A 26,633-nucleotide genomic window follows, 5' to 3' on the forward strand; every position below is an offset into this window, starting at 1 on the left:
AGCCACCCCCAATATGCGCTGGAACCAAAATGAGGCCAGTCCTACCATCACAAAACCTGCAGACACAAAAAAAGCCCTGTCCGGCCTACACCGAACAGGGCTTTTCAGCACATCAATCTACTACTTAAGCAACATTCATGGTCTTGTGCGTATCAATCAAATGCTGCACCACACCCGGATCCGCCAGCGTCGAGATATCCCCCAACCCGTCATATTCCGCCGTGGCAATCTTGCGCAGAATCCGGCGCATGATCTTGCCCGAACGCGTCTTCGGCAGCCCCGGCGCCCACTGGATCACATCCGGCGAAGCAATCGGCCCGATCTCCTTGCGCACCCAATTCTTCAGTTCCAGACGCAATTGCTCGGTCGGCTCCTCGCCATTTTTCAACGTGACATAGACATAAATGCCTTGCCCCTTGATGTCATGCGGCACACCCACCACCGCCGCCTCAGCGACTTTCGGATGCGCAACCATCGCGCTCTCGATCTCGGCCGTGCCCATACGGTGACCGGACACGTTGAGCACGTCATCGACACGCCCGGTGATCCAGTAGTAACCATCGGCATCACGACGCGCACCGTCACCGGTGAAGTACATGCCACGGAACGTCTTGAAGTAGGTATCGACGAAACGATCGTGATCGCCATACAGCGTACGCGCCTGACCTGGCCACGAATCGAGAATCACCAGATTGCCTTCAGCCTCGCCCTCGATGATGTTACCGAGGTTGTCGACCAGCGCCGGCACCACACCAAAGAACGGACGTGCCGCAGAACCCGGCTTCAGCGCGTGCGCACCCGGCAACGGACTCATCATGTTGCCGCCGGTTTCGGTCTGCCACCAGGTATCGACGATCGGGCAACGCGACTTGCCGACATTCTTGTAGTACCAGTCCCACGCTTCCGGGTTGATCGGCTCGCCGACCGAACCGAGCAGACGCAGGCTGCTGCCATCAGCGCCCTCAACCGCTGCCTGACCCGAGGCCATCATCGCGCGAATCGCGGTCGGTGCGGTGTAGAGGATGTTGACCTTGTGCTTGTCGACGATCTTCGCCACCCGGGTGATGTCCGGATAGTTCGGCACGCCTTCGAACAGCAGCGTGGTTGCGCCATTGGCCAGCGGGCCGTAGACGATGTAGCTGTGGCCGGTGACCCAGCCGACGTCGGCAGTGCACCAGTAGACTTCGCCCGGACGGTAGTCGAACACGCGCTCGTGGGTCATCGCCGCATACAGCAAGTAACCACCGGTGGTGTGCTGCACGCCCTTCGGCTTGCCGGTGGAGCCGGAGGTATAAAGGATGAACAGCGCTTCTTCAGCGCCCATCTCTTTCGGCGCGCAAACGGTGCCCGCCACTTTCATCAGGTCTTCGTACCAGATGTCGCGATGCTGGTTCCACTTGATGTCGCCACCGGTGCGCTTGCACACGATGACTTTCTGGATGCTGCTGGTTTCCGGGTTGGTCAGCGCGTCGTCGACGTTGGCCTTGAGGGAAATCTTCTTGCCAGCGCGGATACCTTCGTCAGCGGTGATCACCACTTTCGATTTGCAGTCGATGATGCGACCGGCCAGGGCTTCCGGCGAGAAACCGCCGAACACCACCGAGTGAATCGCGCCGATCCGGGTGCAGGCCAGCATGGCGACCACGGCTTCGGGAATCATCGGCATGTAAATGGTCACCACGTCGCCACGGTGCACGTCCTGACCACGCAGGGCGTTGGCCAGTTTGCACACTTGTTCGTGCAGTTCGCGGTAGGTGATGTTGCGGCTCTCGGAAGGATCGTCGCCTTCCCAGATGATCGCGACTTGATCGCCGCGCTCGGCCAGGTGACGGTCGAGGCAGTTGTAGGAAACGTTCAGGGTGCCGTCGGCAAACCACTTGATATCGACATGGTGATCGTCGAACGACGTCTGTTTCACCGTGGTGAAAGGCTTGATCCAGTCGAGACGCTTGGCTTGCTCGCGCCAGAAGCCGTCAGGGTTGACGACCGACTGCTGGTACATGGCTTTGTAGGTCGCCTCGTCAGTCAGCGTGTTAGCCAGAACCTCGGGACGAACGGGATACAGAGAAGCCGCACTCATCTTTCCTACCTCGGTGTAATAGTTGTTTTTGTATGACCCTGTTGTAACGGGGCGGGGGCCATAGAACCATTCGACGATGGTAGTAACAAGCCCCTACAAATCCTCCACCTACCCCGTTTGCAAGCCAGACACCAACCTCTAAAACACCCCCAAACCCTGTGGGAGCTGGCTTGCCAGCGATTCAGACAACTCGGTCCCACAGACAAAACACCCGGTTACCAATCCAGCCTCTACCCCATTTCAAGGGATTGTTACCAAATCTGCCAAAGGTGTTTATCAAAACCCGCTCTGTTTACCCCCGCCCCATCTCCCTAAAATTCACCTCGCCGACAAGGCAAACGCGATTAACAACGTTACAGCCCCCACGAAGGCCGTTAATCCAGCTCTCAAGTAACAACCGCAAATGATGAAGTTCCACACGCAACCCTAAAAAGGTTGCGTGACCCCACTCGACCTCAAAAAGGTAAATCCGAATGAAAGCTTTATTGGTTCTGGCCCTCAGCAGTCTGTGCGCAACCGCCATGGCAGATGAGGTTCCGACTGATGTCGCGCAGCAACAACCGGTTATCGAGGAATACACTTACTCCACGCACCTGGACATCGCCAAAGTTGTTTCCATGAGCGAAGTTCCGAATGTCTGCGAAGTGGTTCCGGCCAAAATGGAATACGACGACTCCAAAGGTCAGCGTCACATCCTGCGTTACAGCATCATGGGCAACGGCTGCACCAATTGATGATTCGAGACTGCACCGAATTGGATCTCTCAGCGCTTCATTGAGGGTCGATTCCAGCCCGACTTCGGTCGGGCTCAGTTGTGTCTGGAGTCGTTGAAAATGGTTGCAAAACACAAGATATAGTGAAAAACGCGGTTTTTTGCTCATTTCTTGAGCAACCAAAGCCCGACGAAAAAATTAATCAAAAAAAATTCTCACGGGCCAACATCCGCGAAAGCCCTGTAAACCCTCGCTCCGACTGAAATACCCCTCCTGATCGACCGCCCTGTGCTGATTCGCCTCCCCCACGCGCGTGTTTTTTTCCCTATAATGCCGCCCTAATCGGGTCAGCAATATTCCCTTACAGGGATCAAAGCCATTCTGAAGCCCCGCAGTCGCGTTAAACGTGATCTGCGCCCGTCAGAGGCTCTCGGAAACCCGTACAAAATTCTGTTTTATTGCCTGCCTTAGCTGCTGCAAAAAACGATTCCTTAAGATCCAACGCGGTCTGTACGACCGTGTGAAAAACCAACCAATCAGGTTTCACACGGGCGACAGGCCCTCACGCAGGAGACGACACGTCATGCTGAGCTGGGACGAATTCGACAAAGAAGACAGTGAAGTAGCAGCAGTGAAAGGCGCCAACGCCGGCCACGCTACTGAAGCCAACATGGACCGCCTCGACAACGCTGGCGGTGCCGCCGCGATCGAAGCCCGCGCCGTGACCGCCGACGACTCGGCCGCTGTCGCCCGCGCCAAGGCTGCACTGAACTCCCTCGACGTCGCCGAAGGCCTCGCCGAACTCGAAGGCGCCTCCGCCCGTGTCGCCGTTGACGAAAAGCGCATGATCAACTGCCGCGCCGACCTCAACCAACTCGTGCCATTCAAGTACGACTGGGCCTGGCAGAAGTACCTGGACGGTTGCGCAAACCACTGGATGCCGCAAGAAGTCAACATGACCGCCGACATCGCCCTCTGGAAAAACCCGGAAGGCCTGACCGACGACGAGCGCCGCATCGTCATGCGCAACCTCGGCTTCTTCTCCACCGCCGACTCCCTGGTTGCCAACAACCTGGTACTGGCCGTGTACCGCCTGATCACCAACCCGGAATGCCGCCAGTACATCCTGCGCCAGGCCTTCGAAGAGGCGATCCACACCCACGCCTACCAGTACTGCATCGAATCGCTGGCCATGGATGAAGGCGAAATCTTCAACATGTACCACGAGATCCCATCGGTCGCGAAAAAGGCAGCCTGGGGCCTGAAGTACACCCGTTCGATCTCCGATCCAAAGTTCGAAACCGGCACCCCGGACACCGACAAAGAGTTGCTGCGCAACCTGATCGCCTACTACTGCGTTCTGGAAGGCATCTTCTTCTACTGCGGCTTCACCCAAATCCTCTCCATGGGCCGCCGCAACAAAATGACCGGCGTCGCCGAGCAGTTCCAATACATCCTGCGCGACGAATCCATGCACCTGAACTTCGGCATCGACGTGATCAACCAGATCAAAATCGAAAACCCACACCTGTGGGATGCTGAGATGAAGGAAGAAGCGACCCAGATGATTCTGCAGGGTACGCAGCTGGAGATCGAATACGCACGTGACACCATGCCTCGCGGCGTACTGGGCATGAACGCGGCGATGATGGAGGACTACCTGAAGTTCATCGCTAACCGTCGTTTGTCGCAGATCGGCCTTAAAGAGGAATATCCAGGGACGACTAACCCGTTCCCTTGGATGAGCGAGATTATGGACTTGAAGAAAGAGAAGAATTTCTTTGAGACTCGGGTTATTGAGTATCAGACTGGTGGGGCGTTGAGCTGGGATTGAAATCCCCTCACCTCTTTCTCATATCAAAAAGGCTGCCATTCGGCGGCCTTTTTTTTGTCTCTCTGCATGCTACAAACAGTCTCTTCCGATATTGATGCCATCATAATGGCATGATATAACCGATAAACCACTGATCCGGTAAATAGGGATCTTATTTTTATTGCGATGGAGGCAGACTAGGTGGATCCATATAAATTCAAACCCCGAGCTCGCTTAATAAGAACAATTGGAGATAAATTAGTAAGCGGACCAATCGCAGCCGTCGTCGAGCTAGTAAAAAATGCTCATGATGCAGATGCATCGCACTGCACAATAAAAATCATCTCCCAAAGATATGAAGCTCCATGCATTGAAATTTCAGATGACGGCCATGGCATGAGTTTTAACACCATCATAAACTCTTGGTTGGAACCCGCTACTGACCATAAGGTTGTAAGAAGCCACTCAACTCTTGGAAGGAAGTTGCTTGGATCAAAAGGGATTGGTAGATTCGCTGCGGCACGCCTTGGCGAACTGATGACACTGACTACGGCAGCAAGAGCAAAAGACAATAGAAGCACAGAAGTAACAACTGTAAAAATCGACTGGAAAGATTTCGACGCTCAAAATTATTTAGAAGATGTCAGAGTTCAAATAAGAAGAAGCAGTAAACCAAATGACCATCCGACAGGAACCACCGTCCGGATAAAAGAGCTAAGAGACAACTGGATTTCAAAAGAAATAAGCGATCTAAACGTAGAGCTAAGAAGACTTATTTCGCCAATCAAAAAAGAAACAAAGTCCGACGAAGAGAAAATCAACAAGCAGGACGACTTCTCGATATTCCTTGACCTAAGTGAAAGCATAGAAAGCTCGCGCCCCCTATCTTTCGATTATGATGCAACAGACAATATTCTTAAGGTAGAGCCAGCCCCAATACTCGATAGTGCAGACTATGAAGTAGTTGGCTCTTTCGATAATGAAGGTAATTTTCAGGGTGAAATGACTTTTCATTCGCTCGGGGAACCCTACTCTGAAACAATCAATGAATTTTTCCCAATTGATCTAAATCGCGGCGTGCTCCCATGTGGAGATTTGAAAGTACGCCTTTTAATATTTGATAGAGAACCTGAGTCTATTGAGGCCTTGATAACACGGGCAGGCCTGCAAGGATATGGCAAAAGGGCAGCCAGACAAATTCTTGATGATATGACTGGTGTTGGCATTTATAGAGATGACTTCAGAATCCGTCCATATGGAGACAAGGATCAAGACTGGCTGGAACTTAGTAGACGCCGCGTTGACAACCCGTCAATGAGAATTGGATCTAACCAAATAGCGGGCTTCATAACTATTTCCGACGAGAACAACAGCAATCTAATTGAGAGAAGTAGCCGAGAGGGCTTAGAATCAAATGGAAGTTATAAACGCTTACAGGAACTTATTACAAACCTCCTAGGCTCAGCAATTGAGCCAATGCGGAGAAAGGTAAGAGAAGGCACAGGTAAGGGAAAAAGAAAGCCTAGGCACGAGCAATTTATTGAAGCTGCCGAATTCACCTGGAAAGAAAAAATACTCTCTGAAATACCAGTACAAAAACGTGAATCAGCGAGAATCACAATTGACCATGCGCAAGAAGAGCTAAGAAAGCGAATTATCGAGCAAATTGAACACGAACGAATTCTTGAGGCGCGAGCCACGTTAGGAAAAATAATTGCGGAAGTTCTCCACGAATTAAGAAACCCTCTTAAATCAATGAGCAGCTTACTAAAACACTTAAAGTTTGATTGGAAAAAAATAACATCAACCGAGCCTGAAAAAGAGACCAAAGAAAAATATCTCTTTCGAACTGAAGAAAATATCAAGCAATCTGCAAGAATGGAAAAACTTTTATCTCAGCTTGATCCTTTAGCAACGAAAAGATCGGGACCACCCACAATACAAAATGCCTACAGCCACATCATTTCATCCATAGAAGTTATGAACAACAAGGCAGTTGATAATGGAATATCAATTCATCTGGAAGGCGAAAAAAACCTAAACTATTTAGGCTATGGCGACGAGATACAAACAGCACTCATAAACCTAATCGACAATTCTATTTTCTGGCTAATAAAACAAGAAAATAGAACCCCCCGTATAAACATCACTACCTACAAGGAATCCGGCTACATTCTAATTCGGATAGAAGACAACGGTCCAGGAATCAAAGATAACTTTAAGGAATCAGTATTTGAGGCCGGCTTTACTACTAAAGTAAGTAATGGCCAAGGGCTTGGACTAGCAATTTCCAAAGAGTCACTCGCGAGAACTGGCGGCTCTTTAAAGCTAATCAATGCAATCAACGGATGTACATTCGAAATAAAAATCAAGGAAGCCAGTGCCCATGAATAACATCGTAAAAATACTCTACATTGAGGATGAGCAAAATCTTTGGGATGGCTTCCTTAAGGAGGCAGAAATTTACGGATCAGACGCCGAAAACAATATTTCTTTTGAGGTACAGTGCGTCTCTAGCATCCAAGAAGCGAAAGCAGCAATATCCTTTAAAAAATTCGACATAATTGTTACTGATCTCAAAATCGCGACCGGAATTCCTGGTAGTGATGCGGTGACAACGGGCAACCAATTCATAAGGGAGCTGAAAGAAATATCACCATGCCCTATTGCCATCTTGACAGGGAAACCCACTGACGTAGAAGACAAAACACTTGATCCAAGCTCGATGGCAAAATTCACTAAAGAAGCCGACGCTGAAACAAAAATTTTTGATTGGATCAAAACAAAACTTTTGCTAATCAAACTAATGCAGCAATCGTTTGAGCTATTAAACAAAGAACTGGCAACCTTATTTCATAGCGGGGTAGCAAGCCGTATATCCAAACTTGGCAATACGATACCTGCAGAGTCTTCGCTCAGAATGATTTTGGAGAACATTGCCGACCGAATACTAACCGTAAACAGCACTACGAAGTCACATCCACAAGAAAGCTATATCCACCCTGTTATCAGAACAAACATAATGACAGGAGACCTCATCAATATAGATAATGCTACTTGGGTAGTTCTGACACCTGCCTGTAACATAGTCAGATATAGAAAAGACGAGATTGTACTACTAGCCAAATGCAACGACCATCCAAAGTACAAGCAATATTTGACTCAAGCAGAAAAGGGCGACATAACCTCTTTAACGGGGCTAATCAATCAGGCCCACAATCTTTACACCCACTTCCTCCCTCCACTACATAAAGGAGAGCCTCCAAAGGTCGTAAACTTTGATGAATTGATAACAATTAAATACTCTGAATTAGATCCAACAAAAATCATTGCTGCAATTTCACCAAAATTTCTACCAAACCTTATCCACCGTTTCTCGTCTTACATTGGTAGGCCTGGAGCTCCTGACATAGAGCCTAATCATTGCCTTCAGCATTCACTATAAACAAACCACGAGATAGTGCCACTCTGTGGCGCTATCTGTAAATTGCAACCATTACATGAGCAAAAAACTCCTAGACGACTTGATGAGTTTTTCGTCAAAAAAATCCTTAAAAGTTAAGACGTTGGTTTTTTTCTTATAACATGTACGATCGGAATCCTTCAAAGATTCTGGCACCACAAGAAAAATACCGTTATCTGACATATCATCTATTGAATCAGAGGATACGCGATCATCTACAGTCGCAAGAAACAAACTACAGTTAAACTTCTCTAACGCCAGCTGCTTCCATCGTTCACGTAGAGTTGTTTTTGCTGACAAAACAATGGCTTCCTCAAACTTTCTTTTTTTGGAGTTCAAGACTATTCCACTAGGAACCACGAAATCAGGACGCCGTCCTCCCGTCACGAACTGTTCCGAAAAACTCACTCCCGCGTCAACAAACATCCTTGAGATATGTTTCTCAAAAGATCTTCCGGCTCGAGACTTGCGGTGCTGACTCGCGCTGAGAAAGGATGCATCAAGCATAGGAAATCCTCGAACTACGGAGGTTACTAGATCGTCACCACCGCCTTTAAGAATACGAACTATATCCGCAGCTCGATGACGAAGCTCGGCTTGCTTGTACAAAGAAAACTCTATATCCCGACTAATCTTCATTATAGCATCACCCGGATTCTGCATTAAATACGGGTCAAGAGACTTCAATCCGTGCTTTTTTAAATATATAGCTTGCGCCCGGTCTGCCAAAACCTCCGGACTTGGAAGCTTCGAAACTGAATTAACGAACTCCAATAACGAACCATCTTGCAGCGCACGACCAAGCTCTAATATTAGCCTAGAGCCTTCGTCAATCTCATCAACATGAATTAGCTTTGGATCAAACAGCTCACACTGAAACTCTACATCCAACCCAAACTGGGTCTCTATCAACTCCGCCTCTTCCGAGACAGAATCTACAACTATAAACCAATGAAAAAAACCACCCTCACTTTGCTTTAAAATACCACCTACCAACAAAGAAGCTGGCGAAAGACAAGAAAACTCACTCTTCGGAATTCGCGTCATATGCGCTTCCGACCCTTTATTCGAAAAATGCTTTAATTTAGATGGCTTTATTTCGCCAGTGGTCGGCCAGAATGTCGAGAATCCAGCTTCAAAAATATGAGGCTTTGAATCTCGCTGCTCAAGGGGAGGAAAGAAACCACTCATCCGTATATGGACGGGAATGTACACGCCGCTCTGATGATTATTCTTACAGTCCGCCCAACTACAATCGTTCCGAGATAACTTTTTAATGAGAACCTTTGAACTCTTGGCCATCCATTCTTGCAGCAAATCCCACTGACTTACATCCTTCACCTTTTATCTCCGAGTTCAGCCTGAAATACTAACTTACTCTAATGCGCTTAGGAGTGCTAGGCCACTCCATGTATTTAAAATCGCCTTTTATAAAAACATCGATCTGACCGATATCATCTAAGGCATTTTTCGAGCCACACTCCCAAACAACTAGCACCCTCCATCCAAGCTCTAGCAGCTGGAGAACTTGAGATTCATCGCGCGCAGTATTTTTTGAAAACTTTGAAGACCAAAAATCTTTTCTACTATTCGGTTCTGTAGCGTAAAAGCAATTTTTATGACGATGCCAAAAGCAACCGTGCACAAGAACTACCACTCCGTACTTTTTGAGTACGACATCGGGCCGCCCCGGTAGCTTATCTTCATGAATTCGAAACCTGAATCCTTTGGAATGAAGATATCGTCTCAGCATTAATTCGGGCTTCGTATTTTTACCTTTTATTCCTGACATCATCCGTGACCTGGTAGCTTTGCTCACGATATCAATCAAAGAATCACCCTTAAATAATGCCTAAAACCTCACCAATTAAAGCGCAAAGCAAATATTTATGGCTGGGGCGGGGCTAACTCCCCCATCCACTCCGGAGCATCAACTTCAAGATCAGTTGACCAATGAAATTTCTAGCTGTGCGCGCTCTTTGTTTTCTACTTTTTCTTTCGCAGCAATGATTCGGTCCTTCATAAGTCGTGCGACAGCTTCAAAAACGGGAACTGCTACCGAATTTCCAAACTGACGATATGCCTGAGTGTCAGATACGGGAATTATAAATTTGCTTTCCTTTGGTTTATCGAAGCCCATCAGACGTGAACATTCATGCGGAGTCAGCCGACGGGGGCGATTGAGTTGATTGAACTCACTGTTGAAGTCCAAGCTATCCAAAAACCCGCGATCAACGAGGATCTCCGAGCCATCCTTGTGGTACCTAGCTGAAAGCGTACGCGCCACATCGTTAGGGCCTGTTAGGCCAAAACCAAAGCCATTCCCCTTCTCACGGTGCTTCGCGGCATAACGGTAAAGGTAGTCCCAAAGCTTCGGAGTTAGGATGTATTTTTCATCCACTTCCTTATCAAGCAGATCACCGAAAGTGGGTCGCTGCTTCGGTATGAGCTTGCTGATGTCGCTCAATGTGAATCCTTGGTGAACATTCAAGTCGCGACGAAAACCGACCAACACAATTCGCTCACGATGCTGCGGCACAAAATGCTTCGCATCGATGACTTTGGGATCTGAGCCTTTTGGCGCATTAACATCTGCAACCTCATATCCCAGTTCATCCAGCGCTTCGCAAATGATCCGGAAAGTATTGCCCTTGTCGTGGCTTTTCAGGTTTTTCACGTTCTCAAGCAAGAATGCAGCCGGGCGTTTCGCGGCGATAATCCGCGCCACGTCGAAAAACAGAGTGCCTTGGGTCTCGCATTCGAAACCGTGCTTACGCCCCAGGGAGTTCTTCTTGGATACACCTGCAAGAGAAAATGGCTGGCATGGGAAACCTGCCAACAGAACATCGTGATCAGGAATTTCGCGATCAATATTCTTGTAGGCTTCCTCGTCACTGATTTCGGGCTTGTCAGAAAGCGTGACTGAGCGGATATCGAGATTGAAGCGATGACGAGCAGGATCGCAGTAGTGGTTCGCCTTGTACGTTTTAACGGCGTACTTGTTCCATTCGGATGTGAACAAGCACTCGCCACCGATAGCCTCAAACCCCTTCCTGATACCGCCAATACCGGCAAAGAGGTCAATAAAGGTGAATGAAGGTTTGTGGTTCAAGCGCTTGGGCAGCAGATCCTTCAGACGAGTGAATTCAATGTGAGAGAGCTTCGGCGAGGCCTTTCCCTTGATCCAGCGATTGATGGTTTCACGGCACCAATGACTCGGGCTTACGTCGTTGAGAATTTCGGCAAGTTGCCCTTGGTCGTAGATCTCCAAGAGCTTGTGCAGCAGCGCCAAGTCAGTCACGGGATGAGTATCAGGCTCGTACGAACCCGAGGTTGTTTCGCTCAAGGATTCAAAAGACGGTGTTTCAAAAAGATTCATGAGCCCGAAATTCCTCTGGGTCAAAGCTGTGACGAATGGTCACCATTCTAGCCCGCAAAATTCCAAAGTAAATGAAATTTCCTGAATTCCGTGTGATGGGTCATGGCGACACGGATGTGGGAGCTGCGGGATTCGACGGCCATCAAACACTGGATATAAACACAGCATAATTTACTCTGCGTCTTTGTCTAGGTTTCCTTTCGCTTCAGGACCAGTAGGAAAAGTCGCTGGTTGACGACCATCCCTGATCCCCCTACCCTCAGCTCCGAGCCTAAGAAACTCTACAAACCAGAGCGGTTCTCCGCACCCGACAGTCATGCGGCTTTTTTTCGTCTGCGGTTTCTCTACGTCTGCGAAAAATCCCGTTATGTCGGGAGTGGGCGAATACAAGACCCGAAAGGGGAATATGTCCGGCCCGTCTCTGGTGGGTTTCTTAGCTCCCGACACCCTAACGAATGCCCTAAGAAAGCAGCCAGAGGTAAATGGAAATGCCTGACTATCCAACCTTCATGATGAAGGTGAATTGCTGTACCCGCCGTTCGAATCCCGTGCTTCCAGGTCAGGAGGCATGCCATGTCTGATCCACTTCTCCCGACTCGTTTCACCCGCAACAAAACCCACCTGCACGCTCTCCTGGTTGAGAATCAGGCGTGGTTCTGTGTCCATGAACTGGGCCGGTTGATGGGCAAACATCTTGATGAGCGCCAATTGCGTAAACTCGACGCTGATCAGCAGCAGATGATGCGCGTGGAGACCTATGGCGAAGCTGAGGACCACATGATGGTGAGTGAGTCGGGTGTGTATGCACTGCTGATCTATCACTACTGTCCTGAGCATCGGCAGCTTCGTGAGTGGCTGACGCATCAGGTTGTGCCTGCTCTGCGTGATGCTCGTACGGCGCGCTCGGTTGAGCGTCCGACGTTGAGTGTTTTGAGTTGGCCGCAGATGTCGCTGAGTACGTTGCACTGGCAGGACGAGCCGTGGATTCGTTTGCGGGATATGCCTTGTTTGCTGGCGGAGGATCCGTTTAATCGTCATGAGTCCTGGTGGCGTAAGGCTTCGCGATTGTTGCGTGGTTGCTGATGGTCAAGATCCGCTGTTTGAAGTTCAAGCAGCGGATTTTTTTGCCCCAAAATGCTTGGGGCTGCTTCGCAGCCCAGCGGGAGCAAGCTCCCTCGCCACAGGGTTATGTGTGGCCTGCAATTGCGGTGTGAGTATTGAAATCTAGTTGATGCCTGTAATCGCCAGCAGGCTGACTCCCACAGATTCCGCATCATCCTGAAAACAATCAGTGCAACCTACCCCGCCTCCCGCTATTAATACCCCTCCCCCACTCAAGGATCCGAGCCCCACCATGAAATTCGATCTCGCCTACTGCCTCAGCCTCGACGACAAGTTGTCGATCTATGATGTTCGCGATCTCAATTTCGATGAGACGGTGGCGTTTGACTCGGCGAAGGAACACTTCCAGTGCCCCAACGATGCCTGTCGTTCGGCGTTCGAGGCGTCCAACGAGCTGGGCACGTTCAACGCCAAGAACGTGAATTACGTGCGCACGCCGCATTTCAAGAATCTGCCCACGACGCAGCATGTGGCGGGTTGTCCGTACGTGAGTCTGAAGGCGTCGGCGTCTGGCGTTGAGACGGCGGATGGTGAGGTGGATGACGGTCGTGAGGAACACTTCCCATCAGAGTTGTTGCTGACCCGCCGTGAGTATGTGCGCAAGCCTGTCGCGCCAGCGGGGGCGGCGGATGTGTTGCGCGATGATCCGGTGCGGGTGGCGGCGGAGAGTGGTAAAGAGTCGGCGGGTCGTGAATCGGCGCCGGACAAGACCAGTGTGTTTGCGCATCCGGTGGAGTGCTTTGTTTCGAACTTCGCGGACAAGGAGTTGCTCAAGCGCATGCCGTTGAAGGTCGGCGAGCATTCGGCGCCGTACAGTTCGTTCTTCAAGAAGATTGAGTATCTGACGGACAACAAGGGGCTGATTTACTGGGGGCGGATCAAGAAGATCGAGGACTTCCACAGTGCCAGTTTTCGCATCGATTTCGAGGACAAGGTCTGGTTCAAGAAGCCCGAGGACAGTAAGAAGAAGCCGTATCCGGTCAGTGTTTATCTGAACAAGAAGCTGATCGACAACTACCGCAAGCGCAAGGCGTTTCTGGAGGAGATCAAGTACGCGGTGGATAGCGACAAGGCGTTGTTCTGTTTCTTCTATGGGGTGACGCCGGAGTTGAAGCAGGTGCCCGGCAAGAAGAACCCCGAAAAGCCTTTCGAGGTCTTCAATGCCAATATCGAGAACCTGGATCACTTCATTATTCGTGAAGCGCCGGGTCTGGAGTGACGGTTAGCCTTGGGGTAGTTGCAGGTTGACGGCGCCGGGGTGTTGTTTGACGAGGGAGTACGGCAGGATCGACCAGTCGGGTCTATCGCAAGAGCGTTGCACGCGAGCGAAGTAGGCGCCGAGGTATAAGCCCTTCTCGGTGAAGTACCAAGGTGAAGTGCCCCAGATGCTCTCATCCTGGAAGTTGCAGTCGTCATCTCCCGTCGGTGCCTTCATTTCTGTGGGGTACAGGGCGGTGAATTGCTTGATTACCCAAGGTACTAACTCTTTGCTTACGTACTGATAGCGCGCGTTACTTTCGGCCTCGCTCAGCGGTTTGTCGCCCAGGCTGTCGCGCTCGGCATGCAAAATCGGCGTGCCCTTACCTACCCAAAAGACATCTTCGAGTGACAATGGGTGGCCGGTTTTTACATCAATGTTGAGGGGTGAATCGCCGAAGTCGGGATGCGCGCCGCCGCAGTAATAGCTGGTCGAGATGTTCAGGCTGACCACGGCAGGCGAGATCATTTTCGGTTCTGCCTGCTGCATGAACTCCACGTTCTCCCCGCCCTGTAATTGGCAGCCGTGATAGCTGATGACTTCATTCCAGAGGCGCCCGAGCAACTGCTGGTTAACCCGTTGCTGATCATCTTTCGACAATCCGGACTCCACGCTGAACAGCGAAATCTTTGTCTCAGGCTCGGTCCACCATTGCAGGTCATAGCCCATGAAGTTTTCTTTCTTCGCCGGTTTGAGCTTGAGTCCCTGCAGGCGCAAATACTCGTAAGGCTCGCCGTATGGCAGTGCGGCAATGAAAGGTAAAGTTGCTGAGGTGGGCGCGGTAAGTCTGGCCTCGGTGAGTTTCACCGGCAGCTTTTTGCCCTGCGGACTTTGCCATTCGCCCTGCCAGCCGCTGCCGGTTTCTTCCAGCTTCAAGGTTGGCAGCGGCTTGTCGTCACCGTAGCGGTTATTGCCTTCGACGAGGTTCAACGTGCTGTCTTGTAGCGAGCCGCTGAGGGCTAGGTCACGGTGATATTTCTCGTAGAAATAGCGGCCGGTGACTTCGTCCTGCTGTGTGGTGTTGAGTTCAACAACAATCGCCGTCTTGCCCAATGTGCCGGTAAATACACGACGGCCATCTTCGGCATGGGCAGTGGAGATCAGTGAGAACAGCACAGCGGCGCACGGTGCCAGGCGCATCAGTCCCTTGAGCATGAATCAATCCTTGAAGGAGTCGGTGGTCGCGTCGGCACACAGGCGCCGGCGCTGAAAAATACGCTGCGGATTATGGCGGGGACGGTTTAACTATTCGAGTTTTCTTGCTCGTACTTTTTAAGCCAGGCTTCGTGCTCAAGGGCCGCAATTTCCCGAGCCATCTGTTGGCGACGTTCCTTGGCAGCATGAAGCTGGACGTCATCGAGAAAGCAGTAGTGACGCAGCCAGTGAAGCGCCATTTCCTCATCCGGAAAGTAGTAAGACTTGGCGCCCTTGCTGTTCCTGGGCGTGTCATTCATTTGCTCGTCAAAAACCATCGCAGTGATTTCATCCGGCGGCAAAGATCCCGTATGGGCGACCTTGTCCTGAAACATCCATGCAATCTCATCAATGTGTTTTTGCGCGCTGCGATGACTACGTCGATAGAACCGTTGATGCTCACAAGTCTGTTTCAGCCGCGCCAACATCAACTCAGGGTTAAGCCACTGCCCGAGGTCATGATGATGGGCGTTGATCACTATCCCCTTGACCCAACGATCCACGAATCGATCAACAAAGTCTTCTGTGTCAGCCTTTTTCGCATCAGCGAAAATCAGGCAATAGCGGGTTTGAACGTGAATGACCAGCAACACATGCTTGCGTTGTACCGTTATCGCGTGCACCAGCCACTGCTCGTCAGCGCCGTTCGACTCATCATCTTCAATGATTGGGGACGGCGGATTAGCGTTCACCGGCGTGATCTTTTTGCCCTTGTGGACACGGCTGAAGAATTTGCTGGCGGCTTCGGTGCAGTTAAAGATCAGCATGCTAGGCCCCATGTGATTTCTACAGAAAAGAAACATATTCTTGCGAACACGCTGACTGATTCCAACCCCCTTCGACGCACTAATCCAGTTTTACTCAGGGCAATTGCAATGGAACGCCGCCGGGGTGCTGTTTGATCAGGTCATAAGGCAGCACGCCCCATTCGACGTATCCGCACACGGCGGCGGCATGTGGATACGACGGCGTGACAGTGATGCCGTTTGCGCTGAAGTACCACGATGGGAATGCCCAAGGTTCTTGCTCGTCGTACCCGCATTCGTTTTCGCCTTCCGCAACGACGGTCATTTCCCTGGAATAAAGCTTTAGTAGCTGCGCGACGAGCCAGGGTGAGAATTCTTTGGAGCGGTAGTTGTAATAGTCAGCGGAGGACACAGTAGAGGCGCCTTCCAATCCCTCCACATAATGAAAGGGCTTGCCCTGCCCCACCCACAGAACATCCTCAAGGGTCAGCAACTTCCCTGTTTGCGCATCAAAGTTGAGCGATTCATTGTTCTGATCCGGATAGGCACCGCCACAATAATATTCGGTAGAAATGCGCGCACTCATCACCGAAGACGACAACCATAGCGGCTGACTGGATTGCGAGTAACTCCCCGCACAGCTGAAGTGTGCGTCTACCTCGCCCCACAAGCGTGCCATTAAATATTGATTGATGCGCTCCCGCGCTTGCGGCGAATAACCCGATACCACTTCAAACAGCGAAGCCCCCGACTTCGCCTCGCTCCACCATTGCAGCGTGTAGCCCATGAAGGTTTCGGTTTTGCCTTTTACAAGTTGCAGACCCTGCAACCGTAGGTACTCGTACGGGTTCTTGTCATGCAGTTCGGTGAAATACGGCAAGGCACCGACGGGAACATCGGGGAGCTTGGCGGGCTGTAATTCGACCTTCAGGATCTTCCCGTCCGGGTTGCTCCATTCGCCACTCCAGCCGTCGAGTTTTGGCTGCAAGCGCAGAGTCGGGCGCGAATGGCCATCCATCGCCGCGCCTTCGGCCATCACCAGCGCATCGTCTTCTTTGCTGATGTCCAGCGCCAAGTCTTTTCGGTATTTTTTGTAGAAGTAACGACCCTCGCTGTAGCGAGTGTCGATTTCCACAACGATCGCGGCTTTGCCCAGGGTGCCGGCGTACACCTGTTTGTTGTCTTCGGCCCATATCCGGGTTGAGAGCACCAAACCGGCGAGCATCAACATGCCGGAGATTCGCAACAGTCCGCGATACATCTTTCATCCTTGAGTGACTGGGCTTTTGCCCATGAGAAAACGTTGCGGATTATGTCGAGGTTGCGCGGGGGAATCGAGCGCCGTCGCGCTCAGCTCAAACACATGCTGATCATCACGATCAGCAACAGCCCGATGTACACGCGCGCATGCACCCGATCCGGGATCCGCCCAATCCATGGCGCAGCCAATCGAATCCCGATGAGCGAGCCAACCGTCAGCACCGCAAACGCCAGCAAATCCACATACCCTACAAACCACGCCCCCAATTCAGCCTGACTGAACCCGGCCAACGCCATGTACGTCAGCGTCCCCGCCAATGCCACCGGCACGCTCAACGGGTTAGCCATGGACGTCGCTTGCGACATGCTCAAGCCACAACGACGCAACAGCGGCACGGTCATGACGCTGCCTCCTACACCCAGAAACGTCGCGATGGCGCCGATGCCTACACCGCCTGCGGAAGTTTCCATAGCGCCAAGTCCGCGTGGGATGACGTCTGCGTTCTGAGTGAGAAACCCGCGCCTGAGCAAGCAATCGACAATGGTTACACCGAGGTAGCCGATGAATGCGTAGCGAATCACTTCGCCGCTGACCCACACCGCGGCTATTGCACCCACGACCGCACCCACTCCGATAAACCCACCCAACGGCCACAGGTAATGACGGATGAGATTGCCGGCGCGGCGGTGTTTGTCGGTGGCGATCAGGGCGTTGACGATCATCACGCAGGTAGAAGTGGCGACGGCGACGTGCATTGCCGATTGGCCGATCGGGTCGTCGGCGCCGTGGCTCGCGGTGAGCAGGCGATACAGCAGCGGCACCACGACGAAGCCGCCGCCGAAGCCGAACAGGACCGCGGTGATGCCGGTCAGGCAGCCGAAGAGGGTCAGCAGTAAATAGAACATGTCGAGGCGTCCGTGGTGGGAGAGCGGTCGACGATAGAGCGGCATCGCTTGGCCTGCTTCAGCAAGTCAGCCAATAATGTTTGCGTTTACGCCAATCACCGGAAAACGCCTGATGCGCAATGTTTCGATCAATCTGCTGGATGACACGCCGCGCGCGGTGGTGGCGATCGGTACGGATTATTCCCACGGTCACTTGCTGCCTTTTCACACGCATCGGCGGGCGCAGTTGTTGTACGGCGCGACCGGGGTGATGCAGGTCAGCACCCATGACGGCAATTGGGTGGTGCCGCCGCAGCGGGCGGTATGGATTCCGCCAGGGGTGGCGCACGAGGTGTTGATGCTTGGGGTCAGCACGCGCAGCTTGTACATCGAACCGGGTGCAGTGGATTTGGGGGAGCGCTGTCAGGTGATCAGCGTGTCGCCGTTGATGCGGCATTTGCTGATGGAGGCGGTGGAAGTACCGCTGACGTATGACCTCGGCGGGCGCGATGGTGTGTTGATTGATCTGTTGCTGCATGAGTTGACGCGCAGTGCGCCGCTGCCGTTGCACATTCCGCTACCGACTGACGGAAAGCTCCTGTCTCTGTGTCAGAACTTTCTGCATCAGCCGTACGCCCACCAATCGCCACAGCATTGGGCTGACCAATTACACATAAGCTTGCGTACCTTCAACAGACTGTTTCGCCAACAAACCGGGCTGAGCTTCAGACAATGGCGGCAGCAGGCTTGCGTGGTCCTGGCGCTGGCGCGCTTGGCCTCGGGTGAAGCGGTGACACGCATTGCCCTGGACTTCGGTTATGAAAGCCCGGCGGCGTTCTCGACGATGTTCCGGCGGATCCTCGGGCAGGCACCGTCCGTCTGGTTGGAGGCGGCGAATTAGCGCAAATCAAAAAATGCGTTTGATCCCGGCCGAAAACAACTGTACAAAAACACAGTACATTTTCAATCAGCACTCTTGAGCCCGGAGCACACCATGGCCTCTCTTGCGATGAACCACATCCTCGAACGCATTGCCCTTTTCCAGTTCACCCCGACGCACTGCGTCCAGGCCCGAGCGATGCTGGGCTGGAGCGTGGACCAGCTATCGCGGGAGGCAGAGGTTTCGGTTGAAGACATTCAACGCTTTGAAGCGCAGCAGGATGTCGCGGATGCGGCGCGACTGGCGTTGGCTTACCGGTTCGAGGCGCAGGGGCTGGTGTTCTTTCCCGGGTTTACGCCGGGGCGTAGTGCGAGTTTTCAGGGTGCGCCATTGGAATCGGCGGGGCGTGGGGATTTTGCGATGGCTGAGTAAGACAATCGCCCCCGAAGGGGCGAACTGGGCGAGCTATCAAGCGCTTTGCACCACCGCCTCACTCTCCCCTTCAACCGTCAACCACCACGCCTCCCCGCGTTGCGGTTGAGCGATGTTAAACGCCTCGCCCATCTGCGGCGTGGTAATGGAAATACTGCGTTCCCACGCCAGTGCCAGAATCCGGTCAAATGGTTCGTGCCAGGCGTGCATGGCCAGGTCGAAGGTGCCGTTGTGGATCGGGAGGAGCCAGCGGCCCTTGAGGTCGATGTGCGCTTGCAGGGTTTCTTCGGGCTGCATGTGCACATGCGGCCATTCGACGTTGTAGGCGCCGGTTTCCATCAGGGTCAGGTCGAACGGGCCGTACTGTTCGCCGATGCGTTTGAAGCCGTCGAAGTAGCCGCTGTCGCCGCTGAAGAAGATCCGCGTGTCACCGTCGATCATCACCCAGGACGCCCACAGGGAGCTGTTGCCATCGAACAGGCCACGGCCGGAAAAGTGCTGAGACGGTGTGGCGACGAAACGGATGCCGGCAATCTCGGCGCCCTGCCACCAATCGTACTGGCGGACTTTGCTGGCATCGATGCCCCATTTGATCAGGGTGTCGCCGACGCCGAGCGGGGTCAGGAACAGGTTGGTCTTGGCGGCCAGTCTAAGCACGGCCTGGTAATCGAGGTGGTCGTAATGGTTGTGCGACAGAATCACCGCTTCGATCGGCGGCAACTGGTCGATGCTGATCGGTGGCTGGTGGAAGCGTTTCGGCCCGGCCCACTGCACCGGCGATGCGCGCTCGGCGAAGACCGGGTCGGTGACGAAGAATTTGTCGCGCAGCTTCAGCAAAAGGGTCGAGTGACCGAGGCGATAGACGCTGTGATTGGGCGCTGCCAGCAGTTCTTCCCGGGTCAACGCTTGCACCGGGATCGGCGCTGCGGGCCGGGTATTGCGCGGTTTGTGGAAAATCATGTTCCACATGATCCGCAGCATTTTGCGCACACCTTCGCGTTGCACGGGTGCGTGATTGCGAAACAGCCCCTGATGCTGCCGCGAGGCTTCAGGCGTGGATGTGTGATCCGGGATCGAAACTGGATTGGCCATGACTGAGTGACTCCAGAAAAACCGCGCAATTCGCGGTTTTTCCACGGTGGGACGATAAATGGCCAAAGCTGCACGCATAGGCCGAACTGCTGTTTTTTAGGTTGCGAGGATTAACGCAACATTACACTGCTCGGTGTAGTTTCTAGGTTGCATCAAAGCGGATGACAAGTAAACTGCCAAGTGTAATTTCATCTTTTCTCTGCCGAAGCGTACTTATGACAGCTCCACAGCGCCTCACCGACCGTAAACGCGAAGCTATTATTCAGGCGGCGATTGCCGAATTCCGCGCGAACGGTTTCGAGATCACCAGCATGGACAAGATTGCTGCCACCGCCGGTGTGTCGAAGCGTACGGTGTACAACCATTTCCCCAGCAAAGAAGAGTTGTTCGCCGAAATTCTCAACCAGTTGTGGGCACGAATCAGCGCCGAGCAATCGGTGACCTACAACCGCGATCAGCCGTTGCGCGAGCAATTACGGCAGATGCTCCAGGCCAAAGTGCAGTTGATGGCTGACGAGAATTTTCTGACCCTGGCCCGGGTGGCAATTGCCGCCACCATTCACTCGCCGGAGCGCGCGCAGAACATGATCGAGCGCATGGGCGAGCGCGAGGAAGGCCTGACCGTATGGATTCGCGCCGCGCAGGCCGACGGCCGATTGAAACCGGTCGACCCGGAGTTTGCCGCCCATCAAGTACAAGGCTTGCTCAAGACCTTCGGCTTCTGGCCGCAGATGTCGATGGGCCGTGCCGCCCTCGATGTCGATATGCAGAACACCGTCGCCGAATCGGCGCTGGAGATGTTTCTGGCCTGCTATCAGCTCTAAATCGCCCTTCTCCTGCGCGAGTCACCGATTAAATGGCTCGGAAGGACACTGATTATTCCCGTTGGAATAAATGACAATGTCCGACAATCGACCGACGAACGGTTAGCCTGAGAAAATACTGCAAAGTATTTCAGGATGAATTTCGCGCAGGGCATCATGGAAAACCAACGCGGCAAAGGCTTGTCATTCGCCCGGCGCATTTACCTGCCCAGGGCCATTGGTCTGGGCGTGGGATTCTTCAGCGTCGCTGCGGCGCTGTATCCGCTGAACATACCCGGCTGGCTGTGGGCGCTGTTGTTATTCAACGGTTTCGCCTGGCCGCACTTCGCTTACCAGATCTCCACGCGCTCGGCGTTCCCGTATCAGGCTGAACGGCGCAATTTGTTATACGACTCGATGTTCGGCGGTTTCTGGGCGGCGTGCTTTCAGTTCAACCCGCTAACCACCGTGACCATCCTGTCGATGATGACCATGAACAATGTTGCCGCCGGCGGCCAACGTCTGTTCGTGTTCGGCGCCCTCGCGCAACTCGCCGGTGTTCTGCTGGGCTGGGCGATTTTCGGTGTCAAATTCAGTCTGACGATGACCCAAACGCAAGTTTGGGCCTGCCTGCCGATGCTCACCCTGTATCCGTTGGCGCTGGGCATGGTCTGTTATCGCCTAGCGATCAAACTCTCCCAACACAAACGCGCACTGAGCGCCCTCAGCCGTACCGACAGCCTCACCGGCCTGCTCAACCACGGGGCCTGGAAAGACCTGCTGCACCTGAAATTCAAACAGTGCCGCCAACACAACTCCCAAGCCACGCTGGCATTGATCGACATCGACCATTTCAAGGAGATCAACGACAGCTTCGGGCACATCGTCGGCGATGAGGTGCTGCGGCAATTGAGTAAAGAGCTCAAGCGCCTGCTGGATCAGTACGAATTGGCCGGGCGCTACGGCGGTGACGAATTCTGCGTGATCCTGCCGACACTGCCACTGCACAAAGCCGAAGCGCTGATGGAGCAATTGCGCGAGGCATTGCAGCAGTATCGTCATCCGCACGTGCCAGAGTTGCGAGTGGGCCTGAGTATCGGTTTGGCGCGCTATCAATCCTTGTACAAGGATCCACTGGACTGGCTGGACGATGCCGACAAAGCGCTCTACACCGCTAAACACACGGGTCGCAACACCATTAGCGTGGCCTTGAGCCGTGCCGCGACAGACAACGCCAGCGCCTAAAAAGTTATACAAACTTACAAATAATTACTTCCTTGTACAACTTTATGAAGTTTTGTATAAGTAGCCATCTGCCAGCTATGGAATGCTGGCATTGAGCAGTCATCGCCGAATGCCGTCCGCGCATTCGGTCTGCCGGCGCGGAAATAGGGACTGAATCCTCGATCTTCCCCACTTCCAGAGTACTGCGAACATGTTCTTCAATCGCCACAAAGCCGTCGTCGACGATCTTCAGCGCACCCTCACCGAACAAGCCGGCCTGCTCGATGCGATCAATCGCTCGATGGCGGTGATCGAGTTCGACCTCGATGGCGTGGTGTTGCGTGCCAATGACAACTTTCTCCAGACCATGGGTTACACCGCCGAACAAGCGATCGGCCAACCGCACCGGCGCTTTTGCACAGCAGAATTCGGGCGTAGCGCTCAATACACTGATTTGTGGTCACGCCTGAAAAACGGCCAGTTTCAGTCCGGTACATTTGAACGCGTCAACAGCAAAGGTCAGCCTATCTGGCTTGAAGCCAGCTACAACCCGATCAAGGATGCCTCGGGTCGCGTGGTGAAAGTGGTCAAGTACGCCATGGACGTGACCGCCAAGGTGCAGCAGGAAAGTGAGGCCAACGCCAAGTTGCAGGCGATTGACCGGGCAATGGCGGTCATCGAATTCAACCTCGACGGCAGCATTCTTACGGCCAATCAGAATTTTCTGACGCGCATGGGTTACACCCTCGCCGAGCTGAAAGGCAAACATCACCGTTTGTTCTGCACGCCGGAACTGGTCAACAGCAGCGCCTATGAGGATTTCTGGCGGCGCTTGAATCAGGGCGAGCTTTTCCAGGGGCAGTTCGAACGCGTGGATAAACGCGGGCAAATCGTCTGGCTCGAAGCCAATTACAACCCGGTTTATGACGCTGCCGGGCGCTTGTGCAAAGTGGTGAAATTCGCCTCCGACGTCACCGCCCGGGTCGAGCGACACGAGCAGGACGCGCGCAGTGCCAGCGCGGCGTATCACATCTCGGTGGCGACCCGAAAAGTCGCCGAGCAAGGTACGCAGGTGATCCAGCAAGCGGCCAGCGAAATGCGCGAAATCGCCGAAGACATTGCCCAATCGTCGACGTTGATTGCGCAACTGGGCGAGCGCTCTGAGCAGATCACCGCCATCGTCAACACGATCCGCGCGATTGCCGACCAGACCAATCTGCTGGCGCTCAATGCCGCCATTGAGGCCGCGCGCGCCGGTGAGCAGGGTCGCGGATTTGCCGTGGTTGCCGATGAAGTACGCCAACTGGCGGCACGTACCAGTGGCTCGACGGCGGAGATATCCACCATGATCGGTTTGATCCAGAGCGAAACTCGCCAGGCCATCAAGAGCATGGAAGGCACCCGGGGTCGCGCGGCTGAAGGGGTCGAGTTGGCGAATCAGGCGGGCACGGTGATCTTGCAGATTCGTGATGGCGCCAGTGAGGCGGTGGATGCGGTGAGTATGTTTGCCAATGAGCGGGTGCCGGGTTAAAGGCAGGTAGACCGCGTCGTTGCCTTCGCGAGCAAGCTCGCTCCCACAGGGAAAATGCATTCCAATGTGGGAGCGAGCCCGCTCGCGAAGAGGTCATGAGCCGCAATGCAGGACTATAGTGAGCTTCAGTCTCAAGTCCTGCCGAGTGCATCATGACCACTGAAAAACCCGCCACACCTGATACAGCTCCCGTCGATCACCTGCGCTTCCACCGCCCCCACGCCCACCTCAACACGACTTTCGGCAACGACACCTTCGCCTTGCGCGCCGAGGCGTTTGCGCGATTCTTCGGCACGCCAATGTTCCTCGGCGCGCAAACCCTGATTGTGCTGTTGTGGGTCTGCCTGAACGTGTTTGGCGTGACCACTTTCGACGTTTACCCGTTCATCCTGTTGAACCTCGCTTTCAGCCTGCAATCGGCCTACGCCGCGCCGCTGATTCTGCTCGCACAAACACGCCAGGCTGCGCGCGACAAGGCGCAAGCCGATGCCGATGCGCTACACCGTGAAGCGCTGGCACAGGCCAATACCGAGCGGCAGGCTCAAGCTGCGAAGAACACCGCGCAACTGCTTGAACTGCTGGAGCAGAACACCCGCCTCACCGAGATGACCAAAAACCTCACCGAACGCATCGCCAGCCTGACCAGCGAGCTGCACGATCACATGCGCCAGAATCCGCAGCGCTGATCACGGCAACCGCAACGCCCGCCCGAGCTCATCGAACAACGTCACCACCGAGCGCAACGCCCGGCAATCCGGGCGAGTCAGCAGCCATAACGCGGTGTCGTAACCGTGCAACGGCTCGCTCAATGGTTGCAAACCGTCGGTGATCAGAAAGTCCGGTAACGCCGCCACGCCGAGGCCAGCACGAACCAACTCCGTCACCGACAACATACTGTTGCAGCGATACCCCGGAGTGACGCCGGGCAAGTGCTGGCGACGCCAGGCGATGGTCGGATGATCGGGCAAAAAGTCATCCGGGGCGATCCAGTTCAGCGCGGCCAGATCCGTCGCATCGACGTTTTGCAGATAGCGCGCACTGGCGCAGACCCGGTAGGAAATCTTCGCCAGTTGCCGTCCGACCAGATGCTCCGGAGGTGTACGCGTCAGGCGCAGGGCGATGTCGGCATCGCGGCGGCTGAGGTTGGCGAAATCGTTGGAAGTGCTCAGTTCTATGGTCAGCGCTGGGTAATTGGGCATGAACTGCGCCAGCGCCGGCAGCAGCAAACCCTGCAATACCGAATCGGTGCAGGTCAGGCGCACCGTACCGCTGACCACTTCCCCGCCCTGCTCCACGCCGATACGTGCGGCTTCCAGTGCCTGTTCGGCGCGTTCGGCTTGCTCGGCCAGCGTCTGCGCGAGAGTTGTCGGTAAATAGCCGGAGCGGCTTTTTTCGAACAACTGCTGACCCAGTGCGGCTTCGAGACGACGCACGGCGCGGAATACCGTCGACACGTCGACTTTCAACAACTGCGCGGCCCGGGCCAGAGAGCCGCCGCGCACCAAGGCAAGAATCAGGGCCAGGTCGGCGTAGTCGAGCTGATAGTGCGTCGCTGCATTAATCACTTGGGGAAACGCCCATATTGAGTGCGTGAACGCCAATCTATAGTGAGTGCCATCAATCAACAAGCGCAGGGAACCCCCATGGAAAACAGCGCCATCCGTATCGCCCTGATTGGCGATCACGACCCGCAAGTCACCGCCCACCAAGCCATTCCCGTCGCCCTCGGACTGGTCGCCGAACACCTCGACCGCAACGTGCAATTCGAATGGTTGCCCACCGAGCAGATCCACGCCGATACGCCGCTCGAGCGGTTCGATGGTTTCTGGTGCGTACCCGGCAGTCCTTACAAGAGTGAAGCCGGCGCACTGCGCGCGATCCGTTTTGCCCGCGAACAGCAGCGACCTTTCCTCGGTACCTGTGGCGGTTTTCAACATGCGGTGCTGGAGTTTTCTCGCAACGTGTTGGGTTGGGTCGATGCGGAACACGGTGAAACATCGCCCGATTCTGAACGCGCGGTACTTACGCCGTTGACCTGTTCGCTGGTCGAAGCGGTGGACAGCATTCACCTGGTGCCCGGTTCGTTGATCGCCAAGGCGTACGAAACGTCGCAGATTCGTGAAGGTTATCGCTGCCGCTTCGGTGTGAATCCGCTGTTTGAACAGGAACTGTTGAACGATCGGCTACACGCCGTGGGTGATGATTCGGCGGGAGATTTGCGCGCGATTGAACTCAAGGAGCACCGCTTCTTTGTCGCGACGTTGTTTCAACCGGAACGTGCGGCGCTCAAAGGGCTGATGCCGCCGCTGGTGCACGCGTTTGTTGAAGCTTGCGCGGAGGCACGTTGATGACGGCCTGCTTTGCGGTGATTTTTACGTCGACTCGGACCGACGGTGACAATGGGTATGCCGATGCCGCTGAGCGCATGGCTGAGCTGGTCAGTGAGCAGCCGGGGTTTCTTGGGGTGGAGTCAGTCAGAGGCGCGGATGGCGTCGGGATTACGGTGTCGTATTGGCAGAGCGAAGCGGCGATTCTGGCGTGGCGGCAGCACCCTGAGCATCGGCTGATTCAAGTGCGTGGGCGCTCGCAATGGTATTCGTCGTTTCAGACGCGGGTGTGCAAAGTCGAACGCGAGTATCGGTTCAGCCTGTGATGTTGGTGGTGAGCTCACCGGCCCCATCGCTGGCAAGCCAGCTCCCACAGGTTATGCGCTGTTCTGAAGATCACACCGTATTTGTGGGAGCTGGTTTGCCAGCGA

23 protein-coding genes and 2 pseudogenes are annotated in these 26,633 nt (G+C 53.8%); 15 read left to right on the forward strand and 10 right to left on the reverse strand.

The features are described 5' to 3' along the window. Positions 1 to 124: 124 nt before the first annotated feature. Positions 125 to 2,080 carry an acetate--CoA ligase gene (gene acs, locus PMI23_RS24425; protein WP_007912698.1) on the reverse strand — a complete coding sequence of 652 codons (1,956 nt, stop codon included), beginning with the start codon at positions 2,078 to 2,080 and terminating at the stop codon, positions 125 to 127. Positions 2,081 to 2,553: 473 nt separating this feature from the next. On the opposite strand from acs, the gene PMI23_RS24430 reads away from it, so the two are divergent. The 4 genes from PMI23_RS24430 (at position 2,554) to PMI23_RS24445 (ending at position 8,051) form a co-directional block, all read left to right on the forward strand. Further along, positions 2,554 to 2,814: a DUF2790 domain-containing protein gene (locus PMI23_RS24430; RefSeq protein WP_007912695.1), complete on the forward strand. Its 261-nt coding sequence runs from the start codon at positions 2,554 to 2,556 to the stop codon at positions 2,812 to 2,814. Positions 2,815 to 3,376: 562 nt separating this feature from the next. Further along, the gene (locus PMI23_RS24435) at positions 3,377 to 4,627 is read left to right on the forward strand and encodes a ribonucleotide-diphosphate reductase subunit beta (protein ID WP_007912693.1); all 1,251 of its coding nucleotides are present in this window, start codon (positions 3,377 to 3,379) and stop codon (positions 4,625 to 4,627) included. 180 nt (positions 4,628 to 4,807) lie between these two features. Continuing rightward, positions 4,808 to 7,000 (forward strand): sensor histidine kinase, encoded by a 2,193-nt coding sequence (locus PMI23_RS24440; protein ID WP_007912691.1) that lies wholly within the window; start codon positions 4,808 to 4,810, stop codon positions 6,998 to 7,000. Continuing rightward, the gene (locus PMI23_RS24445) at positions 6,993 to 8,051 is read left to right on the forward strand and encodes a response regulator (RefSeq protein ID WP_007912690.1); all 1,059 of its coding nucleotides are present in this window, start codon (positions 6,993 to 6,995) and stop codon (positions 8,049 to 8,051) included. The genes PMI23_RS24440 and PMI23_RS24445 overlap by 8 nt, the downstream gene beginning before the upstream one ends. A 51-nt stretch (positions 8,052 to 8,102) precedes the next feature. Here the strand turns inward: PMI23_RS24445 and PMI23_RS24450 are convergent, their stop codons facing one another. From PMI23_RS24450 to dcm, 3 genes are all read right to left on the reverse strand, one after another. Continuing rightward, entirely contained in the window at positions 8,103 to 9,410 is a 1,308-nt protein-coding gene (locus tag PMI23_RS24450) for a type II restriction endonuclease (RefSeq protein WP_007912688.1), read from the reverse strand. 28 nt (positions 9,411 to 9,438) lie between these two features. Next, a complete protein-coding gene (locus PMI23_RS29535) occupies positions 9,439 to 9,888 on the reverse strand; it encodes a very short patch repair endonuclease (protein WP_274517845.1) in 450 nt (149 codons plus the stop codon). A gap of 123 nt (positions 9,889 to 10,011) precedes the next feature. After that, on the reverse strand, positions 10,012 to 11,448 hold the full coding sequence (dcm, locus tag PMI23_RS24455; RefSeq protein WP_007912686.1) for a DNA (cytosine-5-)-methyltransferase: 1,437 nt from the start codon (positions 11,446 to 11,448) through the stop codon (positions 10,012 to 10,014). 573 nt (positions 11,449 to 12,021) lie between these two features. Here dcm and PMI23_RS24460 point away from each other — a divergent pair. Beyond that, positions 12,022 to 12,531, forward strand: coding sequence for a BRO-N domain-containing protein (locus PMI23_RS24460; RefSeq protein WP_007912685.1), 510 nt, complete (start codon positions 12,022 to 12,024; stop codon positions 12,529 to 12,531). Positions 12,532 to 12,802: 271 nt separating this feature from the next. Then, positions 12,803 to 13,789, forward strand: a complete 987-nt coding sequence (locus PMI23_RS24465) for a hypothetical protein (RefSeq protein WP_007912683.1) — start codon at positions 12,803 to 12,805, stop codon at positions 13,787 to 13,789. A 3-nt stretch (positions 13,790 to 13,792) separates the two neighbouring features. Here the strand turns inward: PMI23_RS24465 and PMI23_RS24470 are convergent, their stop codons facing one another. The 4 genes from PMI23_RS24470 to PMI23_RS24485 form a co-directional block, all read right to left on the reverse strand. Continuing rightward, positions 13,793 to 14,983: a hypothetical protein gene (locus PMI23_RS24470; RefSeq protein WP_007912681.1), complete on the reverse strand. Its 1,191-nt coding sequence runs from the start codon at positions 14,981 to 14,983 to the stop codon at positions 13,793 to 13,795. Between the two features lie 86 nt (positions 14,984 to 15,069). After that, positions 15,070 to 15,789: a DUF6933 domain-containing protein gene (locus PMI23_RS24475; protein ID WP_042705027.1), complete on the reverse strand. Its 720-nt coding sequence runs from the start codon at positions 15,787 to 15,789 to the stop codon at positions 15,070 to 15,072. A gap of 94 nt (positions 15,790 to 15,883) precedes the next feature. Beyond that, on the reverse strand, positions 15,884 to 17,029 hold the full coding sequence (locus PMI23_RS24480) for a hypothetical protein (protein ID WP_007912678.1): 1,146 nt from the start codon (positions 17,027 to 17,029) through the stop codon (positions 15,884 to 15,886). A gap of 89 nt (positions 17,030 to 17,118) precedes the next feature. After that, a complete protein-coding gene (locus tag PMI23_RS24485) occupies positions 17,119 to 17,934 on the reverse strand; it encodes a sulfite exporter TauE/SafE family protein (RefSeq protein ID WP_007912677.1) in 816 nt (271 codons plus the stop codon). Between the two features lie 112 nt (positions 17,935 to 18,046). On the opposite strand from PMI23_RS24485, the gene PMI23_RS24490 reads away from it, so the two are divergent. Together PMI23_RS24490 and PMI23_RS24495 are read left to right on the forward strand one after the other, a co-directional pair. Continuing rightward, complete coding sequence (locus tag PMI23_RS24490; RefSeq protein WP_007912672.1) at positions 18,047 to 18,814, forward strand: AraC family transcriptional regulator; 768 nt, start codon at positions 18,047 to 18,049, stop codon at positions 18,812 to 18,814. Positions 18,815 to 18,907: 93 nt separating this feature from the next. After that, entirely contained in the window at positions 18,908 to 19,225 is a 318-nt protein-coding gene (locus PMI23_RS24495; protein WP_007912671.1) for a hypothetical protein, read from the forward strand. Positions 19,226 to 19,261: 36 nt separating this feature from the next. On the opposite strand, the gene PMI23_RS24500 is transcribed toward PMI23_RS24495, so the two are convergent. Continuing rightward, a complete protein-coding gene (locus tag PMI23_RS24500; protein WP_007912666.1) occupies positions 19,262 to 20,317 on the reverse strand; it encodes an MBL fold metallo-hydrolase in 1,056 nt (351 codons plus the stop codon). A gap of 215 nt (positions 20,318 to 20,532) precedes the next feature. On the opposite strand from PMI23_RS24500, the gene PMI23_RS24505 reads away from it, so the two are divergent. The 5 genes and pseudogenes from PMI23_RS24505 (at position 20,533) to PMI23_RS24520 (ending at position 24,561) form a co-directional block, all read left to right on the forward strand. Continuing rightward, positions 20,533 to 21,141, forward strand: coding sequence for a TetR/AcrR family transcriptional regulator (locus PMI23_RS24505; protein WP_007912664.1), 609 nt, complete (start codon positions 20,533 to 20,535; stop codon positions 21,139 to 21,141). Positions 21,142 to 21,297: 156 nt separating this feature from the next. Further along, on the forward strand, positions 21,298 to 22,365 hold the full coding sequence (locus PMI23_RS24510; RefSeq protein ID WP_007912662.1) for a diguanylate cyclase: 1,068 nt from the start codon (positions 21,298 to 21,300) through the stop codon (positions 22,363 to 22,365). 280 nt (positions 22,366 to 22,645) lie between these two features. After that, positions 22,646 to 23,329, forward strand: a pseudogene (locus tag PMI23_RS30370) (PAS domain-containing protein); the annotation flags it as partial. Between the two features lie 108 nt (positions 23,330 to 23,437). After that, positions 23,438 to 23,875: pseudogene (locus PMI23_RS30375) on the forward strand (methyl-accepting chemotaxis protein); the annotation flags it as partial. Positions 23,876 to 24,027: 152 nt separating this feature from the next. After that, positions 24,028 to 24,561 (forward strand): DUF1003 domain-containing protein, encoded by a 534-nt coding sequence (locus tag PMI23_RS24520; protein ID WP_007912658.1) that lies wholly within the window; start codon positions 24,028 to 24,030, stop codon positions 24,559 to 24,561. On the opposite strand, the gene PMI23_RS24525 is transcribed toward PMI23_RS24520, so the two are convergent. After that, entirely contained in the window at positions 24,562 to 25,503 is a 942-nt protein-coding gene (locus PMI23_RS24525; RefSeq protein WP_007912656.1) for a LysR family transcriptional regulator, read from the reverse strand. A gap of 15 nt (positions 25,504 to 25,518) precedes the next feature. Here PMI23_RS24525 and PMI23_RS24530 point away from each other — a divergent pair, with 15 nt between their 5' ends. Both PMI23_RS24530 and PMI23_RS24535 read left to right on the forward strand, forming a co-directional pair. After that, positions 25,519 to 26,223, forward strand: a complete 705-nt coding sequence (locus PMI23_RS24530) for a CTP synthase C-terminal region-related (seleno)protein (protein ID WP_007912651.1) — start codon at positions 25,519 to 25,521, stop codon at positions 26,221 to 26,223. Further along, a complete protein-coding gene (locus tag PMI23_RS24535) occupies positions 26,223 to 26,528 on the forward strand; it encodes an antibiotic biosynthesis monooxygenase family protein (protein ID WP_007912649.1) in 306 nt (101 codons plus the stop codon). The genes PMI23_RS24530 and PMI23_RS24535 overlap by 1 nt, the downstream gene beginning before the upstream one ends. Positions 26,529 to 26,633 lie beyond the last annotated feature (105 nt).

Source organism: Pseudomonas sp. GM24, from assembly GCF_000282235.1.
Taxonomy (GTDB): domain Bacteria; phylum Pseudomonadota; class Gammaproteobacteria; order Pseudomonadales; family Pseudomonadaceae; genus Aquipseudomonas.

Bases quoted from the DNA above. Each gene is read 5' to 3' on its own strand.
- acs (WP_007912698.1), bottom strand. From the start codon at position 2,080: ATGAGTGCGGCTTCTCTGTATCCCGTTCGTCCCGAGGTTCTGGCTAAC.
- PMI23_RS24430 (WP_007912695.1), top strand. From the start codon at position 2,554: ATGAAAGCTTTATTGGTTCTGGCCCTCAGCAGTCTGTGCGCAACCGCC.
- PMI23_RS24435 (WP_007912693.1), top strand. From the start codon at position 3,377: ATGCTGAGCTGGGACGAATTCGACAAAGAAGACAGTGAAGTAGCAGCA.
- PMI23_RS24445 (WP_007912690.1), top strand. From the start codon at position 6,993: ATGAATAACATCGTAAAAATACTCTACATTGAGGATGAGCAAAATCTT.
- dcm (WP_007912686.1), bottom strand. From the start codon at position 11,448: ATGAATCTTTTTGAAACACCGTCTTTTGAATCCTTGAGCGAAACAACC.
- PMI23_RS24460 (WP_007912685.1), top strand. From the start codon at position 12,022: ATGTCTGATCCACTTCTCCCGACTCGTTTCACCCGCAACAAAACCCAC.
- PMI23_RS24465 (WP_007912683.1), top strand. From the start codon at position 12,803: ATGAAATTCGATCTCGCCTACTGCCTCAGCCTCGACGACAAGTTGTCG.
- PMI23_RS24470 (WP_007912681.1), bottom strand. From the start codon at position 14,983: ATGCTCAAGGGACTGATGCGCCTGGCACCGTGCGCCGCTGTGCTGTTC.
- PMI23_RS24475 (WP_042705027.1), bottom strand. From the start codon at position 15,789: ATGCTGATCTTTAACTGCACCGAAGCCGCCAGCAAATTCTTCAGCCGT.
- PMI23_RS24480 (WP_007912678.1), bottom strand. From the start codon at position 17,029: ATGTATCGCGGACTGTTGCGAATCTCCGGCATGTTGATGCTCGCCGGT.
- PMI23_RS24485 (WP_007912677.1), bottom strand. From the start codon at position 17,934: ATGTTCTATTTACTGCTGACCCTCTTCGGCTGCCTGACCGGCATCACC.
- PMI23_RS24490 (WP_007912672.1), top strand. From the start codon at position 18,047: ATGCGCAATGTTTCGATCAATCTGCTGGATGACACGCCGCGCGCGGTG.
- PMI23_RS24495 (WP_007912671.1), top strand. From the start codon at position 18,908: ATGGCCTCTCTTGCGATGAACCACATCCTCGAACGCATTGCCCTTTTC.
- PMI23_RS24500 (WP_007912666.1), bottom strand. From the start codon at position 20,317: ATGGCCAATCCAGTTTCGATCCCGGATCACACATCCACGCCTGAAGCC.
- PMI23_RS24505 (WP_007912664.1), top strand. From the start codon at position 20,533: ATGACAGCTCCACAGCGCCTCACCGACCGTAAACGCGAAGCTATTATT.
- PMI23_RS24510 (WP_007912662.1), top strand. From the start codon at position 21,298: ATGGAAAACCAACGCGGCAAAGGCTTGTCATTCGCCCGGCGCATTTAC.
- PMI23_RS24520 (WP_007912658.1), top strand. From the start codon at position 24,028: ATGACCACTGAAAAACCCGCCACACCTGATACAGCTCCCGTCGATCAC.
- PMI23_RS24530 (WP_007912651.1), top strand. From the start codon at position 25,519: ATGGAAAACAGCGCCATCCGTATCGCCCTGATTGGCGATCACGACCCG.
- PMI23_RS24535 (WP_007912649.1), top strand. From the start codon at position 26,223: ATGACGGCCTGCTTTGCGGTGATTTTTACGTCGACTCGGACCGACGGT.